General features: G+C 72.2%; 13 protein-coding genes. 7 read left to right on the top strand and 6 right to left on the bottom strand.

The window, feature by feature from the left end; genetic code table 11:
* Together FNH08_RS25180 and FNH08_RS25185 are read left to right on the top strand one after the other, a co-directional pair.
* Positions 1 to 1380, top strand: a 1380-nt coding sequence (locus FNH08_RS25180) for an outer membrane protein assembly factor BamB family protein (protein ID WP_152773831.1), incomplete at its 5' end; no start/stop codon positions are given.
* 57 nt (positions 1381 to 1437) lie between these two features.
* Positions 1438 to 1998 carry a hypothetical protein gene (locus FNH08_RS25185; protein ID WP_152773832.1) on the top strand — a complete coding sequence of 187 codons (561 nt, stop codon included), beginning with the start codon at positions 1438 to 1440 and terminating at the stop codon, positions 1996 to 1998.
* Between the two features lie 21 nt (positions 1999 to 2019).
* On the opposite strand, the gene FNH08_RS25190 is transcribed toward FNH08_RS25185, so the two are convergent.
* The 3 genes from FNH08_RS25190 to FNH08_RS25200 are packed head-to-tail and all read right to left on the bottom strand — an operon-like array spanning position 2020 to position 4419.
* Entirely contained in the window at positions 2020 to 2811 is a 792-nt protein-coding gene (locus FNH08_RS25190) for an enoyl-CoA hydratase/isomerase family protein (protein WP_322725342.1), read from the bottom strand.
* On the bottom strand, positions 2808 to 3224 hold the full coding sequence (locus FNH08_RS25195; protein ID WP_152773833.1) for a Zn-ribbon domain-containing OB-fold protein: 417 nt from the start codon (positions 3222 to 3224) through the stop codon (positions 2808 to 2810). The genes FNH08_RS25190 and FNH08_RS25195 overlap by 4 nt, the downstream gene beginning before the upstream one ends.
* 46 nt (positions 3225 to 3270) lie before the next feature.
* Positions 3271 to 4419 (bottom strand): lipid-transfer protein, encoded by a 1149-nt coding sequence (locus FNH08_RS25200; protein ID WP_152773834.1) that lies wholly within the window; start codon positions 4417 to 4419, stop codon positions 3271 to 3273.
* 151 nt (positions 4420 to 4570) lie between these two features.
* Here FNH08_RS25200 and FNH08_RS25205 point away from each other — a divergent pair, with 151 nt between their 5' ends.
* Positions 4571 to 6184, top strand: coding sequence for a FadD3 family acyl-CoA ligase (locus FNH08_RS25205; protein WP_322725343.1), 1614 nt, complete (start codon positions 4571 to 4573; stop codon positions 6182 to 6184).
* A gap of 3 nt (positions 6185 to 6187) precedes the next feature.
* Here FNH08_RS25205 and FNH08_RS25210 read toward each other — a convergent pair whose 3' ends face one another.
* The 3 genes from FNH08_RS25210 to FNH08_RS25220 form a co-directional block, all read right to left on the bottom strand.
* Complete coding sequence (locus FNH08_RS25210; RefSeq protein ID WP_152773835.1) at positions 6188 to 6829, bottom strand: hypothetical protein; 642 nt, start codon at positions 6827 to 6829, stop codon at positions 6188 to 6190.
* Between the two features lie 163 nt (positions 6830 to 6992).
* Positions 6993 to 7214 carry a sigma-like protein gene (locus tag FNH08_RS25215; RefSeq protein WP_194238603.1) on the bottom strand — a complete coding sequence of 74 codons (222 nt, stop codon included), beginning with the start codon at positions 7212 to 7214 and terminating at the stop codon, positions 6993 to 6995.
* A gap of 203 nt (positions 7215 to 7417) precedes the next feature.
* Positions 7418 to 10417, bottom strand: coding sequence for an AfsR/SARP family transcriptional regulator (locus FNH08_RS25220; RefSeq protein WP_152773836.1), 3000 nt, complete (start codon positions 10415 to 10417; stop codon positions 7418 to 7420).
* Positions 10418 to 10701: 284 nt separating this feature from the next.
* Between FNH08_RS25220 and FNH08_RS25225 the strand changes: the two genes are divergently transcribed.
* From FNH08_RS25225 to FNH08_RS50895, 4 genes are all read left to right on the top strand, one after another.
* The gene (locus FNH08_RS25225) at positions 10702 to 11958 is read left to right on the top strand and encodes an amidohydrolase family protein (RefSeq protein ID WP_152773837.1); all 1257 of its coding nucleotides are present in this window, start codon (positions 10702 to 10704) and stop codon (positions 11956 to 11958) included.
* A gap of 32 nt (positions 11959 to 11990) precedes the next feature.
* Positions 11991 to 12893 carry an LLM class F420-dependent oxidoreductase gene (locus tag FNH08_RS25230; protein WP_152773842.1) on the top strand — a complete coding sequence of 301 codons (903 nt, stop codon included), beginning with the start codon at positions 11991 to 11993 and terminating at the stop codon, positions 12891 to 12893.
* Between the two features lie 313 nt (positions 12894 to 13206).
* Positions 13207 to 14880 (top strand): ribosomal protection-like ABC-F family protein, encoded by a 1674-nt coding sequence (abc-f, locus tag FNH08_RS25235; RefSeq protein ID WP_152773838.1) that lies wholly within the window; start codon positions 13207 to 13209, stop codon positions 14878 to 14880.
* Between the two features lie 110 nt (positions 14881 to 14990).
* On the top strand, positions 14991 to 15363 hold a 373-nt coding region (locus tag FNH08_RS50895), incomplete at its 3' end, for a hypothetical protein (RefSeq protein WP_194238604.1).

Consider the following 15363-nt stretch of genomic DNA (forward strand, 5'->3'; position numbering starts at 1 on the left):
CCGTCGTACGATCCCGCCCCCGTGCCCGCTCCCGTCGGCGGTCCCGACGCCGGTCCCGTACGGCTCGCGGGTGCCCAGGTGCCCATCGGGCCCGGCCCGCGCGTGGCCGACGCCCGCGCCGCCGCCGTGAAGGCGCCTCCTCCCGAGGCGGGCCTCGTGGCCTCCTGGTCGCGCCCGCGCGCCGGCGTGAACGGCGCCGACCCCGCACCCAACGCGACCGCCGCGCCGACCGTGGCCCCGGAGGCGGGGGCGGGCTGGCGCCCCTGGCGTTTCCGCATGTCGAACGACGTCTGGGGGACCCCGGCGGTCGCCGACGACCTGGTCTACGTCACCTCCTTCGAGGTGCACGCACTGGACGTGATGACCGGCCGGCGCCGCTTCAAGACGCGGGACGTGGCCTGGTCGATGGCGGTCGCGGACGGCCGTATCCACGCCTCCGACGGCCCGACCCTCTTCGCCCTGGACGCCCGCGAGGGCGCCGATCTGTGGCGGCTCTCGGTGGACGCCTGGGTGTACTCGCTGAAGGCCGACCGGGGCACCGTCGTCACCGGCACGCGCGGTGGCGGTGTCCAGGCATGGGAGGCCTCGAACGGCCAGAAGCTCTGGGAGATCACCGGTGCCCAGACCGACTTCGAGTCCCCCGAGGCGGGCCCCCACGTCCAGGAGGGCACGGTGTTCGTCTGGAAGGACGCCCGGCTGCGCGCCCTGGAGGCCCGAACGGGTGAGGAGCGCTGGTCGTACCCCATCGGTGACGCGGCCTCCTGCGGTGGCGTCCCGGTGCGCCTGACGCCCGCCGCGGACGGCTACGTGTACGTCTGCGCGGGCTCGCGCGTGCTGGCCATCGACATCGCGGGCGGCCACGTCCGCTGGCACTTCGAGGCCCCGGCGGTGTTCCTGTGCGCACCGACCTTCATTCCCGGCCCGGCGGTCACGGGCGGCGGCATCTACCTCGCCGACTACCTGGGCACGGTCTACGCCCTCGACGCCACCGACGGCCGCGACCGCTGGCGCATCGCGACGGAGGCCAGGTCGTCGGTCGACCCGGTCCTGGTCGCCGCGGGACACGTCCATGTGGGCAGCGGCAAGGGCCTCTACACGCTGGACGCGGTCACCGGCACCCCCAAGTGGCGCTTCCAGGCGGGCGGCGACATCGTGGGCGCCCCCGCCGTCGCCGAGGGCCGTATCCACTTCGGCTCCACCGACCACCTGCTCTACACCCTCAAGTCCGACGACGGCCGCCTCCGCTGGAAACTGGCCACGGGCGGCGAGATCACGGGCTCTCCCGTCGTGAAGGACGGGGTCGTGTACGCGTGCAGCAAGGACCGGTGCGTGTACGCGCTGGACGCGGAGAAGGGGACGGGGACGGCCCGGACGACGTAGCCGGTACTGTGTGCAGCTGCAACGCCAACACAACGGTCCTCAACGGGGGTTGAGTACGTGAAGCTTCGCCATGTCCGCGCTGTCGCCGTCTTCGGTATAGCAGTCATCGCCCTCACCGGAGCCCGCCACTCCCACGGTGGTGGCTGCAGCTCCGGTTCCTCGTCGTCGAGTTCGAGCAGCAGCAGCGGCGGCTCCACCGGGAGCACCACCGGTGACGTCGGCAAGGACGACGACCACGACGACTACGACTACGACACCACCACGACGGGCGGCGCGAGCACGTCCGGTTCCACGTCCGGCTCGACGGGCGGCAACAGGTCGAACCGCGCCGCCAAGGACGTGAAGATCGAGAGCTGCGCGTTCGACGCGGCCCGCGGCATCGTCGCCCGCGTCCGCGCCACCAACGGCAGCGCGGCCACGACGTACACCTACGAGTTCAACGTCACCTTCAAGGGCCCGGACGGTTCAGTCGTACGCACCAGCAACTCCACGATCCCGTACGTCAGCGCCGGTTCCTCCGAGACCCTGGACGTCGCCGCCGCGTACGTCCCGGCGGACGGGGAGAACGTGAACGACAGCACGTGCGGGCTGAGCGCGGTGACGCGCACGTCCGAGTAGGGGTACGCGTCCTGAGGTGGCTCAGCGGGTCCTGAACTCCGTGCGGCGGGTGGAGAACAGTTCCGCCTGCCGTTCGGTGGGCAGGTTGCCGAGGGTCACGAGGTGTGCCGCGTGGGCGAGGGCCTGCGTGCGGGTCGCCTCCTGGGCCGCCCAGCAGGCCCGTACCGTGCCCTGGACGGCCTCGGGCGGATACGAGGCGATGACGCGGGCGCACCGCACGGCCGCCGCGAGCGCCTCGCCGGGCGGGGTCACCTCGGAGACCAGGCCCACCTCGTACGCCCGCCGCGCGGACATCCGCTCGGCCGTCCCCATGAGCGCCATCCGCGCCACCTCTCCGTACGGCATGCGCTGCGCCAGGTGGATCGACTCGTACGCGCTGACCATCCCGTACGTGGTGTGCGGGTCGAAGAAGGTCGCCGTCTCGTCCGCGACGACGAACTCCGCCTCGCCGATGAGGTAGAACGCCCCGCCGCAGGCCATCCCTCCCACGGCGGCGACGACGGGTTTCCACAGGTCGTTGGCCTTCGGCCCGATCGCGATGAGCGGGTCGTCCACCATGTACGGCGAACTGGGCTGCGGCACCTCGGCGTTCCGGTCGAGACCCGTGCAGAAGGCCCGCTCTCCCGCACCCGTGACGACGACGGCCCGTACGGTGTCGTCGTACCGGAACTCCCGCCAGGCGGCGGACAGTTCGTTCGCCGTCGTCAGGTCGATGGCGTTGAGGCGCTCGGGGCGGTCGAGCGTGAGGACGGCGACGCCGGTGTCCTTGTCGACGGTCGTCCGCAGACCACGCGAGCCTCCGCCCGTGCTCACGGCCGCTCCAGGACCCACTGGGGCAGGCCCTCGCCGTCGAAGACCACCTGCACCCTCGCCCCGATCCGCACCCGCTCGATCGCGACGGAGTCGAGCCGGGCGCCCGCCTCGGTGACGAGGTTCCCCACGAGGCGGATGCGCGGCGCCTCGGCCAGTTCGACGAGGACCACGGGGTACGGGGCCTGCTCCGCGTAGTCCGCCAGCAGGGGCGGGTGGGGGACGACGTACGACCAGACGCGGCCGTGCCCGCTCACCTCCCGCCACTCGCTCGCGAAGGACTGGCAGTGCGGGCAGCAGGGGCGGGGCGGGAAGCGGAGTTCCCCGCAGTCGGCGCACGCCTGGATCCGCAGCTCGCCCCGGCGGGTGTGCTCCCAGAAGGGGGCGCCGTCGTCGTCCACGACAGGTGTCAGCATCTCGGTGCTCCTCACTCGCTTCCTCAGGTGCGCGGCAACAAGTCCTTCAGGTACGCAGCAACAGGGCGGACGTCGGGACCCCTTCACCGGCCGTGACCAGGCATGTCGCTGCGCCCGGGACCTGGGCCGTACTCGTCCCCCGTAACTGCTTCACGCCCTCGTTGATGAGGTTGAACCCGTGCACGTACGCCTCACTCAGCCCGCCGCCTCCGGTGTTGAGTGGCAGTCGGCCGCCGATCTCCAGCGCGCCCCCCTCGGTGAAGGCGCCGCCCTCCCCGCGCCCGCAGAAGCCGTAGCCCTCCAGGGAGAGCGGGATGAGCGCGGTGAACGCGTCGTAGATCTGGGCGACGTCCACGTCCTCGGGGCCGAAGTCGGCGTGTTTCCACAGGTGTCGGGCGGCGGTCCAGGCGGGGCCGGTCAGGGGGTCGTCGTTCCAGTAGTTGACCATGCCGTGGTGCTGGGCGGGCAGGCCCTGGGCGGCGGAGTGGACGTACACGGGCCGCTGCCGGCAGTCCCGCGCCCGCTCGGCGGAGACGATGACGCAGGCCAGCGCGCCGTCCGTCTCCAGGCAGTTGTCGAAGAGGCAGAGGGGCTCGCTGATCCAGCGGGAGGTCATATACATGTCACGCGTGAGGGGGCGCTCGTACATGATGGCCGCCGGGTTCTGGTTGGCGCGGTTGCGGCAGGCGAGCGCGACGTTGAACAGGTGGTCCCGTGTGGTGCCGTACTCGTGCATGTGGCGGCGGGCGAGCATGGCGATCTCGTCGACCGGTCTGAGGAGGCCGAAGGGGCGTGTCCACTGGGCCGGCGTGGGGAGTTGGACGGCGGTGTTCTTCCAGGGGCGCGGGCCCGACCCCCTCTTCCGTGACCGCCAGGCCACCCCGACGCTCGCCTGTCCCGTGGCGACGGCGGCGGCCAGGTGCGCGACGGTGGCGCAGGAACCGCCCCCGCCGTAGCCGACCTTGCTGAAGAACGTGAGGTCCCCGAAGCCGACCGCCTTGGCGACCTCCACCTCGTCGGTCTCCTCCATCGTGAAGGAGGCGAGCCCGTCGACCTCGCCCGGGTCGATCCCGGCGTCGCGGAGGGCGGCGAGGATCGCCCGGCACGCCAACGCCTTCTCGCTCTCGGGGAGTTGTTTGGCGAAGGCGGTCTGTCCGATCCCGACGACGGCGGTCGCGTCCTTGAGGGTGGCCATGCGCACGCACCTTTCACGGGTGTGTCCCTGAGTCCCTGAGTGCCCTGAGTGCCCTGTGTCGTGTCCGCTTTCCATGGCTGACAGTCCGTCAGGTTACAGCTAATCTGACGGACAGTCAGCTATGGGTTGTGCTTGCTTGCGGGAGGCCGTCGTGCGCGGTGACATGGAGTGGGGGAGCATTCCCGGACTGGTCCGGTCGGCGGCCGAGCGGTACGGCACGACCGAGGCCGTGGTGGAGGGCCGTACGCGCGTGTCGTACGCGGAGCTCGGCGCCCGCGTCGAACGCGCCGCCGCGGCCTGCGTGGCGAACGGCGTCCGGTCCGGCGACCGGGTGGCGATCTGGGCGCCCAACACCCTCGACTGGATCGTCTCGGCCCTGGGAGCGGTTTCGGCGGGCGCGGTCCTCGTCCCGCTGAACACCCGCTTCAAGGGCACGGAGGCGGCGTACGTCCTCGAACGCAGCCGGGCGAAGCTGCTGTTCGTCACGGGCACCTTCCTCGGCACCTCGTACGTCGCGTCCCTGCGGCGGGCGGCCACCATGGGATGCGGACCCGGCCCGTTGCGCGGTCTGCCGCACCTGGAGCAGGTGGTGGTCCTCGCGGACGACGCCCCCGCCGACTTCCGCACCTGGAAGGACTTCCTGGCGAGCGGCGACGGGGTACCGCCGGGACGGGTACGCGAGCGCGAGGCGTCCCTGTCGCCGGACTCCCCTTCGGACATCGTCTACACCTCGGGCACGACCGGCCGTCCCAAGGGCGCGCTGATCACCCACGCGCAGACACTGCGGGCGTACGAGGTGTGGAGCGACCTCGCGGGACTGCGCCGGGGCGACCGCTACCTGATCGTGAACCCCTTCTTCCACACCTTCGGCTACAAGGCGGGCGTACTGGCCTGTCTGATGCGGGGCGCGACGATGATCCCGCAGCCGGTGTTCAACGTGGACACGGCGCTGGCGAACATCGCCTCGGAACGGATCTCGGTCCTCCCCGGCCCGCCGACCCTCCACCAGTCGCTCCTGGACCGCCCCTCCCGTGACGACCACGACCTGTCGGCGCTGCGGCTGGTGGTGACGGGCGCGGCGGTCGTCCCCCTCCAACTCGTCGAGCGGCTGCGGTCGGAGCTGAGGGTGGACACGGTCCTCACCGCGTACGGCCTGTCCGAGGCCAGCGGGATCGTGACGATGTGCCGGCGCGGGGACGAGGCGCGGGTGATCGCCTCGACGTCCGGCCGGGCGATCCCGGGGTCGGAGGTGAAGGTGGTGCGCCCGTCGGGTTCACCGGCGCCGGCGGGTGTGCCCGGCGAGGTCCTGGTCCGCGGTTTCAACGTCATGCGCGGCTACTTCGAGGACCCGGCCGAGACCGCGAAGGCGGTCACGGAGGACGGCTGGCTCAGGACCGGCGACGTGGGTGTCCTGGACGAGGCGGGCAACCTCCGTATCACCGACCGGATCAAGGACATGTTCATCGTCGGCGGCTTCAACGCCTACCCCGCCGAGATAGAGCAACTCCTCATGCTCCACCCCGACGTGGCGGACGCGGCCGTGATCGGCGTCCCGGACGCGCGGCTGGGCGAGGTCGGCAGGGCGTTCGTGGTCCGGCGCCCGGGGGCCGTGACGACCGCGGACGACCTGATCGCCTGGTCCCGCCGGGAGATGGCGAACTACAAGGTGCCGAGGTCGGTCGCCTTCCTGGGCGAGCTGCCGCGGAACGCGAGCGGGAAGGTGGTGAAGGGGCAGCTGAGGGGGCTGGGCCCGTCGCGCCCGTGACCTTCACCTGCCGGGCAGGGTCGTGGCCTGCTCCTCCTCCTCGATCCTGATGTGCCGCATGGCCTCCTCCCCATAGGCCTTCCGGAGGATCGGCTCGGCCTTCCCCGCGTCGGAGACGCCTATGCCCACGGTCCCGCCGGAGTACATTCCGACCGACCAGATCATGAAGGTGCCCTTCCAGCGGTCCATGTCCCCGCCGATCCGGTCGACGAGGGCCTTGAGCTCGCGCTGGGTGATGTCGGTGTCGTACAACCGCACCGTGACGCCCTTCTCGGCGGCACCGCAGAGGTCGGCGTCGAGCCTGTCGGCCTGCTTGCCGGGGACGCGGTAGACGTCCGCGGCCCGGCCGGCGTCGTCGACGGCCCACCCGGTGAAGATGTTCCGGTACCCCTTGGCGGTCTTGTCGATGTACGCCAGCACTCGGTACAGCGGCGTGTCGTCGGGGCGGCTGCCCTTGGGTCCCCAACTGGGCAGCTTGCCCTTCGGCTGCGTACCCACGCACACCTTCGACGGCTTGGGGTCCGAGGCGCCGCCCCGCGCGGTTCCGCCGTCGGCCCCGGCCGCACTGGCGCCCTGCAGCGCGCCCAGCGCCATCACCACTGTCGCGGCGCCCACTGTGCCCCTGGTGATCCTCCGCCGGTCCATGGTTCCCCCTGCTTCTCTCCGTCCGCATCTGGCGCTACTGGGACGTGGGAGTCAGCGGAAGGGTTCGCTCCGGGCGGCCGTCTCCGGACACGACTCGGCCGCGGCGGCTCCCCCTCCGCGCCGCCGCGGCCGATCCCCGTCGGGATAAAGGTCTAGATGAGGTCTACTTGCCGTCCAGGTCCAGAGCGGGCGGGGCGGGCTGGTGGCTGTCCAGGCTGGTGACCTGGTTGATGCTCGGCGGCGCCGGCTGGTGGCTGTCCAGCGAGGTGACCGTGCCGTCGCTCGGCGGGGCCGGCTGGTGGCTGTCCAGCGAGGTGACTTCCGCGCCGATGGGCTGGTGGCTGTCCTGAGGAGTGGGCTTCTGGTCCTTCTCGGCGTCACTCATGCTGAGTACTCCTGTGGCTTTGACGATGTCCTTGGGGACGACGCCCGCCCGGCAACTCCCCCGAGGGTCGCCGGACGGGCGTTTTGGGCCGCTCACGTTATCCGCAGGGCCCTCCCGACCCGCCTGCCCCCCGACGCGACGGATCGATACGAGAAGCCTGGCAGCCCCTCATAAACGTTCAATGAACGCCTTCGGCGTACGGGTCACGCCGCCGCGATCGGGTTGAGGAGCGCGCGTACCTCGTCCGCCTCCGGAGCGCCCGACGCCTCGTGGATGACCAGAGCGTCATTCCAGCAGGCTCGGGCCCGATCGTGCTGGCCCAGGGCGTTGAGTGATCTCCCGAGCAGGGTCAGGACGTTGCCGCGCATCCACTCACCACCGATGCAACCGGTGCTGAGCGCCTGTTCCGCGTGCTGAGCCGCCCCGCCGGGGCCCTGAGCCGACAGATGCACCTGGGCTATGCGGAAGTGGGTCGTCCCCTCCCACAGCCGCTGCCGGTTCTCCACGAAGATCTGGAGGGCCTCCGTGAGCTGGTCCAGGGCCTCGGCGTGCCGGCCTGCCTGGCTCAGCACGATACCCAGCGCGTACCTGGCGTTGGCGAGGCGGAAGGTCATGCCGAGGTCGTCGTAGATGGCCATTCCCTGCCGAGCGAGATCAATGGCCGCGGAGGTGCGGTTCATCGACGCCAGGCCGCGCGAGAGGTTGCACAGCGCGCTCGCTTCGCCGGGACGGTTGTCGTCCAGACGGAAGGCGTCGATCGCCTCGCGGAGAAATGCCTCGCCGACCGCGTGCTGGTTCATGCAGTTGGCGATGATGCCCTGCTCGTTCGGGGCGTTTCCGCAGGTCCACGGGTCCCCGGACTCAAGGCCGAGCTTGGCCGCTCGTTCCGCTTCCGCCGCGGCGTCCTCGAAGTGGCCGGCGTTGCTCAGCACCTGGGTGAGCGTCACGCGAGTGCGTCCCTCCGCATGCGTGTCCCCGAGCGCCGCCGCCGCGTCCCGGGCAGCCCTGGTCGCCGCCTCGTACCGGAGCGAACTGGCGCCGGATTCCGCCAGGTCCTTCGAGGCGAGGAGAAGGTCGACGGCGCGGCGCAGAGTGCTCGGGCCGAGGGACTGCTGGACACAGGCCAGGATGCTGGCGGCCTCGCCGTGCAGCCAGTCCAGCGCCTTCCCGTCATCGCTGAACTCCTGGCCCGCCCGCGCGGTCACTTCAAGGTGGTCCACGGTCCGGTCACCCGGGCGCTCTATGGCGTACACGCGGGTCGCCGACGCCAGGTAGAAGTCCAGCAACCGGGACATCGCCGACTCCCGCTCGCTCGGCGGCTGTTCGTCCCGTTCGGCGCACGCACGCGCGTAGAGTCGCACCAAGTCGTGGAAGCGGTAGCGTCCCGGCGCCGCCGACTCCAGCAGGGACGTGTCGACCAGGGGCTCCAGCAGGTCCTCGGTCTCCTCCACCGGCAGATCCAGCACCGCCGCGGCTGCCGCGAGCGAGATGTCCGGGCCGTCCGCGAGCCCCAGCAGCCGGAAGGCGCGGGCCTGCGCCGGCTCCAACTGGCCGTACCCCAGCTCGAAGGTGGCCTTCACAGCCAGGTCCCCGGCCTGGAGCTCGTCCAGCCGCCGCCGCTCGTCCGCCAGCTTCGCGGCCAGCACCGAGACCGTCCACGTTCTACGCGCCGCCAGGCGGGACGCGGCGATGCGGATCGCCAGCGGCAGGAACCCGCACGCCGCCACCACGTCCAGCGCCGCCTGCCGCTCGGAGGCCACCCGCTCCTCGCCCACGATCTTCGTGAACAGCTGGAGCGCCTCCTCCGGCGACATCACGTCCAGGTCGACCAGATGCGCCCCGGCCAGGTCCACCATGCGCACCCGGGACGTCACCAGGGCCGCGCAGCCCTCCGTGCCGGGCAGCAGGGGCCGTACCTGGGCCGCGTCCCGGGCGTTGTCGAGCAGGACCAGCACCCGGCGGCCGTCGAGCAGCGAGCGGTACAGGGCCGCGCGCTCCTCCAGGGAGTCGGGGATCGCGCTGTCCGCCGCGCCCAGGGCGCGCAGGAACGCGCCCAGCACCGTCTCCGGTTCCGCGGCCCGCGCGCCGGCGCCCTGGAGGTCCACGTACAGCTGCCCGTCCGGGAAGGCCCCGCGCGCCTGGTGCGCGACATGGACGGCCAGCGTGGTCTTGCCCACGCCGCCTATGCCCGCCAGCGCGGACACCGCCATCACCCGGCCCTCGGCCGCCGACGCCGACGACAGCACCTCGCTCAGCTCGGACACGAAGGACGTCCGTCCGGTGAAGTCGGGGACGGAGGCGGGAAGCTGGGCCGGTCGTACGGGGGCGGCCGAGAGCTCCGGGGCCAGCGGGGCCGAGGGCTCCGCCAGGGCCGGGTCGGCCTGGAGGATCCGCTGCTGGAGCTCCTTCAGCCCCGGGCGCGGGTCCACGCCCAGCTCGTCCGCCAGCAGCCGCCGCGTGTCCGCGTACACGGCGAGGGCCTCGGCCTGGCGCCCGCTGCGGTACAGGGCCAGCATGAGCAGCTCGCGCAGTCGTTCCCGCAGGGGGTGCGCCGCCGTCAGGGCCGTGAGCTCCGAGACGGCCTCCGCGTGGCAGCCCTGTTCCAGGTCCATGTCCATACGGGTCTCGACGAGTTGGAGACGCCACTCGTCCAGCCGCGCCCGCTGGGTCTCCGCGTACGGGCCCGGGACGCTCGCCAGGACCTCGCCGTCCCACAGGCTCAGCGCCTTGTTCAGCAGGGCGCGCGCGTGACACAGGTCGCCGGCCGCCCTCGCCTTCTCGGCGTCGGACGCCAACTCCTGGGCCAGGGCGAGGTCGAGGGAGCCGTTCAGGCCCGACTCGGTGTGCTGGTCGGCGAGGCGGATGGCGTAACCGCCCGCCTCGCTGACCAGCACGCCGGGGGAGAGGACCTTGCGCAACCGTGAGGCGTAGGTGCGGACGGCGGCCAGGGCCTGGGAGGGCGGCTCGTCGCCCCACAGCGCGTCGATCAGCTCGGCCGCCGTGGCCGTACGGCCCTCGCGGAGCAGCAGCGCGGCCAGCAGGGCGCGTTGCTGTGGCGAACCGGTGGGCAGCGGCTCCGCACCGCGCCAGGCGCGCACGGGGCCGAGCACGCTGAAGTGCAACCGCGCCGGTGCCTCGGCAGCCGGTTGCCGAGCGTCCTCGGGACCGCGCTGCTCAGGCACTCGCGGTACAACGTCGTCCATCGCCGCCCCCTGGTCTCCCTGACAACTACGCCAGTCTGCCTTGTACACGGCGGATGCGTCAGCCGTGGGAGGCAGCGATCACAGGCCGCCGCGCGGGACGGCACAACGTTTACACATGCTCTCCTCACGCGGTTGTACACGATCCGGCCACGCGTACAGCACAGACTGGCCATGTACACGACCAAACGCGCTCGCGGTGCGGAGATGGGGAAGCGGCTGACGGATCGTCAGCGACTGCCCGCACGCTAGCTGACGCTTCGTCAGATCGGCGCTACCGTGCCCGTATGGACACCGTCGAGACCACCTTCCCGAAGATCATCTCCGTCGACGACCACACCGTGGAGCCCCCGAACGTCTGGCAGGACCGCCTGCCGAAGAAGTACCGGGACATCGGCCCCCGCATAGTCCGCGCGCCCCTGAAGGAAATGACCTTCCTGGGCGGCAAGTTCAAGCCCGTCATGGGCGACCCCGGCGACGACGGCCCCATCGGCGACTGGTGGGTCTACGAGGACCTGCACCGCCCCCTCACCCGCCTCGACACCGCCGTCGGGTACAGCAGGGACGAGATCAAGCTGGAGGTCATCACCTACGAACAGATGCGCCCCGGCTCGTACGACGTCAAGCAGCGCCTCGCCGACATGGACGTCAACCACGTGCAGTCGGCCGTGTGCTTCCCCACCTTCCCGCGCTTCTGCGGCCAGACCTTCACCGAGGCGCAGGACCACGAGCTGGGCCTGCTCGGCGTCCGGGCCTACAACGACTGGATGGTGGAGGAGTGGTGCGGCCCCGACGCCCGGGGTCGACTGATCCCTTTGACGCTCATCCCCCTCTGGGACGCCGAACTGGCCGCCGCCGAGGTCCGCCGCAACGCTTCACGCGGTGTGCGCGCGGTCGCCTTCTCCGAGATCCCGCCCCACCTCGGCCTGCCCTCCGTGCACACCGACGCCTGGGACCCGTTCCTCGCCGCCTGCGACGAGACCGGCACGGTCATCGCCATGCACATCGGCTCGTCGAGCAAGATGCCGAGCACGTCCGCCGACGCCCCGCCCGCCGTCGGCTCCACCATCACCTTCGCCAACTGCTGCTTCTCGATGGTGGACTGGCTGATGAGCGGCAAGTTCGAACGCTTCCCCAACCTCAAGGTCATGTACGCCGAGGGCCAGATCGGCTGGATCCCGTACATCCTGGAGCGCGCGGACGTCGTCTGGGAGGAGAACCGAGGCTGGGGCGGCGTCGCCGACAAGGTCCACCGCCCGCCGTCCGAGCTCTTCACCGAGCACGTCTACGGCTGCTTCTTCGACGACGCGTTCGGGCTCCGCAACCTGGGCTCCATCGGCGTCGGCAACGTCCTGTACGAGACCGACTACCCCCACTCCGACTCCACCTGGCCCGAGTCCCGCCAGGTCGGCGAGACCCAGATGGGGCACCTGGACGCGGACGTGGTCGACCGGATCGTACGGCGCAACGCCATCGACCTGCTGGGGCTGACGGACGACGGCCTGTGGCCCGGCCCCGGCCCCGGCTCCGGTGGTGCGCGGTGAGCACCCCCTCAAGCGCCGGGCTGCTGTACGGGATGCAGCTCCCCGTCCAGTCCCAGAGCACCCTCTACGCCGAGCCGTGGGAGGCGGACGCCGGGCCGGACGACCTGGCGGAGATCGCCCGCACCGCCGACCGCTACGGCTTCGCGTACGTCGCGGCTTGCGACCACGTCGCCATCCCACGCCGTCTCGCGGCCGCGATGAGCACGGTCTGGTACGACCCGGTCGCCACGCTCGCCTTCCTGGCGGGGGTGACGGAGCGCGTCCGGCTGCTGAGCCATGTCGCGGTCGTCGGCCTCCGGCACCCGCTCGTCACCGCCAAGCAGTACGCGACCCTCGACCACCTCTCCGGTGGGCGGCTGATCCTCGGGGTCGGCGCCGGGCACGTACGGGAGGAGTTCGAGGCGCTGGGCGTCGACTTCGAGGTGCGGGGGCCGTTGCTCGACGAGTCGCTCGACGCGCTCCGGGCCGCCCTCGGGCCCGAGGAGTTCCCGGCCCACCACGGCAAGGCGTACGACTTCGAGGGCCTCGGCCAGCGCCCACGGCCCACGCAGGAGCATGTCCCCGTCTGGGTCGGTGGCTCTTCCCCGGCAGCCGTACGCCGTGCCGCGGTACGTGGGGACGGCTGGCTGCCGCAGGGCGACCCGCGCGACCGGCTGCCGGGGCAGATCGCCCGGCTGAGGGAGCTGAGGGAACGGGCGGGAGTGGACGCCCCGTTCGTGGTCGGGGCGATCACGGAGCCGCTGTACGTGGGCGAGCCCGCGTGGGAGGTCGGCCGCCGCACCCTCACGGGCGCCCCCGAGGTGCTGGCCGAGTCGTTGCGGGCGTACCGGGCGATGGGGGTGGACCAGGTGCAGGTGCGGTTCCGGAGCCGGAGTCGTACGGAACTCACGGACCAGATGGCCGCGTTCGGTGCCGAGGTGGGGCCGTTGTTGTAGGGGCAATTGGATGCCGAGTCCCAGCGGCACGCCGTGCGGTGCGGCGTGTCGCTGGGACTCCAGAGCCAATTGACGGCCTCTCCGGGAGGCGGTGGCCTGCGGCACTCGGACGATCAAGTTGGACTCCTCGAGCAAGTGATCAACCTGGTGGGTGACGCAGCTCACGTAGGTCGCCAGGCGTACGGGTGGAGACGATACGGACCGTCTTGTTATGGTGGGGGCATGCACTTCTTCTACTTCCTCTGAGTCCGGGCACGGCCGATGCCGCCGTCCCCGCTGCCCGTGGATCCTTCGCATCCCCAGAGGAAGTCGCATGCGCGAACGCGCCCATACCCCTGCCCCTGTACTCGCTGCCGTGGCGCAGCTGTCCGTCAAGGACGTCACCAAGTCCTACGGCACCCGGACCGTCCTCGACCAGGTCTCCTTCACCGTCCGCCCGGGCGAGAAGGCAGCCGTCATCGGCGAGAACGGCTCCGGCAAGTCCACCCTGCTGCGGTTGCTGGCCGCGGCGGAGGCGCCGGACGCCGGGGAGATCACCGTCAGCTTCCCCGGTGGCGTCGGCCACCTCGCCCAGACCCTCGACCTCGACCCGGACTGCACCGTGCAGGACGCCATCGATCTCGCCCTCGCCGAACTGCGTGACATGGAGCACCGGCTGCGGGCCGCCGAGGAGAGCCTCGGCGAGGCGTCGGAGGACGAACTCGCCGCGTACGGTGAGCTGTTGACCGCGTACGAGGAACGCGGCGGATACGAGGCGGACGCCCGCGTCGACGCCGCCATGCACGGGCTCGGGCTCGCCGGGATCACTCGCGACCGCGTGCTCGGCTCGCTCTCCGGCGGCGAGCAGTCGCGGCTCGCGCTCGCCTGCGTGCTGGCCGCCGCGCCCGAGCTGCTGCTCCTCGACGAGCCGACGAACCACCTCGACGCGGCGGCGGTGCGCTGGCTCGAGGAGCACCTGCGCGCGCACCGCGGAACCGTCGTCGCGGTCACCCACGACCGCGGTTTCCTGGAGCGCATCGCCACCACCATCCTCGAGGTGGACCGGGACGCGGGCACAGTGCACCGTTACGGCGACGGCTGGGCCGGCTACCGCACCGCCAAGGCCGCCGCCCGGCGCCGCGCGGAGCAGGAGTACGCCGACTGGGTCGAGGAGGTGGCCCGTACCGAGGAACTGGTCGAGGCCGCCGGGAAGCGGCTGGCCACCACCGGCAAGGACCCGCGGCAGGGCTTCGGCAAGCACCGCCGCTCGCACGAGGCGAAGCTCGGCGGGCAGGTGCGGGCGGCCCGCGAACGGCTGGCCCACCTGCGGCGCAACCCGGTGTCGGCCCCGCCGGAACCGCTGCGGTTCACGGCGGCGCTGTCGGCGGCGGGCGCCGAGCACCCCGCACCTGCGGAGCGCCCACTCGCCGAGGGTCCGCTCGCCGAGCTCGACGGTGTGGTGGTCGGCGAACGGCTGCGTCTGGACGGGCCGTTGGCCGTCATGCCCGGGCAGCGGCTGCTGGTCACGGGCGAGAACGGAGCGGGCAAGACGACGCTGCTGCGCGTCCTGGCGGGCGACCTGGAGCCGGACGCGGGCACGGTGCGCCGACCTGCTCGGATCGGGTACCTGGCTCAGGAACTGCCCGCGCGCTCCACACGGCTCCCGCTGCTCGCCGCCTTCGCGGCCGGCAGGCCCGGGCTGCCGGAGGAGTACGCCGACCAGCTGCTGGCGCTGGGCCTGTTCCGTGAGGAGGACCTGCACGTTTCGGTCGCGGCACTGTCGGCGGGACAGCAGCGGCGGCTGCAGATCGCGCGCCTGGTGACCCGGCCCGCTGACCTCCTCGTACTCGACGAGCCGACGAACCACATCGCGCTCGACCTGGTCGAGGACCTGGAGGCGGCGCTCGCGGCGTACCCGGGAGCGGTGGTCGTGGTCTCACACGACCACGACTTCCGCGAGCGGTTCCCGGGAGAGCGACTGGAACTGCACGGCGGCCACAGGTGCTGACCCTGCCGGGCCATGGCCCGCCGACACCCGCGGGCCACGCCCGTGGGCGCCGGTGCACCGGGGCGCGGCCAGGCACGGGCCCACCGCGTCTGGCCGTCGACCCTCGGCCCTTGGCCACCGGCTCCGGCTCCGGTCTCGGTCCCGGCCTCGGTCCGGGTCCCGGTCCCGGCCCCGGCCTCGGTCCCGGTCCCGGCCTCGGCTCTGGCTCCGGCTCCGGCCTCGGCTCCGGCTCCGGCTCCGGCTCCGGCTCCGGCTCCGGCCTCGGCTCCGGCTCCGGCCTCGGCTCCGGCCTCGGTCCCGGCCTCGGCTCCGGCCTCGGTCCCGGCCTCGGCTCCGGCCTCGGTCCCGGCCTCGGCTCCGGCCTCGGTCCCGGCCTCGGCTCCGGCCTCGGCCCCGGTCCCGGTCCCGGTCCCGGCCCCGGCCCCGGCCTCGGCTCCGGCCTCGGCCCCGGCTCCGGCCTCGGCCTCGGCTCCGGCCTCGGCC

Origin of the sequence: Streptomyces spongiae, assembly GCF_009377185.1 — a bacterium.
GTDB lineage: Bacteria > Actinomycetota > Actinomycetes > Streptomycetales > Streptomycetaceae > Streptomyces > Streptomyces spongiae.

Excerpts from the sequence above, each read along its gene's own strand:
- FNH08_RS25195 (WP_152773833.1), bottom strand. The coding sequence starts at position 3,224 with ATGCTGACACCTGTCGTGGACGACGACGGCGCCCCCTTCTGGGAGCAC.
- FNH08_RS25200 (WP_152773834.1), bottom strand. The coding sequence starts at position 4,419 with ATGGCCACCCTCAAGGACGCGACCGCCGTCGTCGGGATCGGACAGACC.
- FNH08_RS25210 (WP_152773835.1), bottom strand. The coding sequence starts at position 6,829 with ATGGACCGGCGGAGGATCACCAGGGGCACAGTGGGCGCCGCGACAGTG.
- FNH08_RS25215 (WP_194238603.1), bottom strand. The coding sequence starts at position 7,214 with ATGAGTGACGCCGAGAAGGACCAGAAGCCCACTCCTCAGGACAGCCAC.
- FNH08_RS25220 (WP_152773836.1), bottom strand. The coding sequence starts at position 10,417 with ATGGACGACGTTGTACCGCGAGTGCCTGAGCAGCGCGGTCCCGAGGAC.
- FNH08_RS25225 (WP_152773837.1), top strand. The coding sequence starts at position 10,702 with ATGGACACCGTCGAGACCACCTTCCCGAAGATCATCTCCGTCGACGAC.
- FNH08_RS25230 (WP_152773842.1), top strand. The coding sequence starts at position 11,991 with ATGCAGCTCCCCGTCCAGTCCCAGAGCACCCTCTACGCCGAGCCGTGG.
- abc-f (WP_152773838.1), top strand. The coding sequence starts at position 13,207 with ATGCGCGAACGCGCCCATACCCCTGCCCCTGTACTCGCTGCCGTGGCG.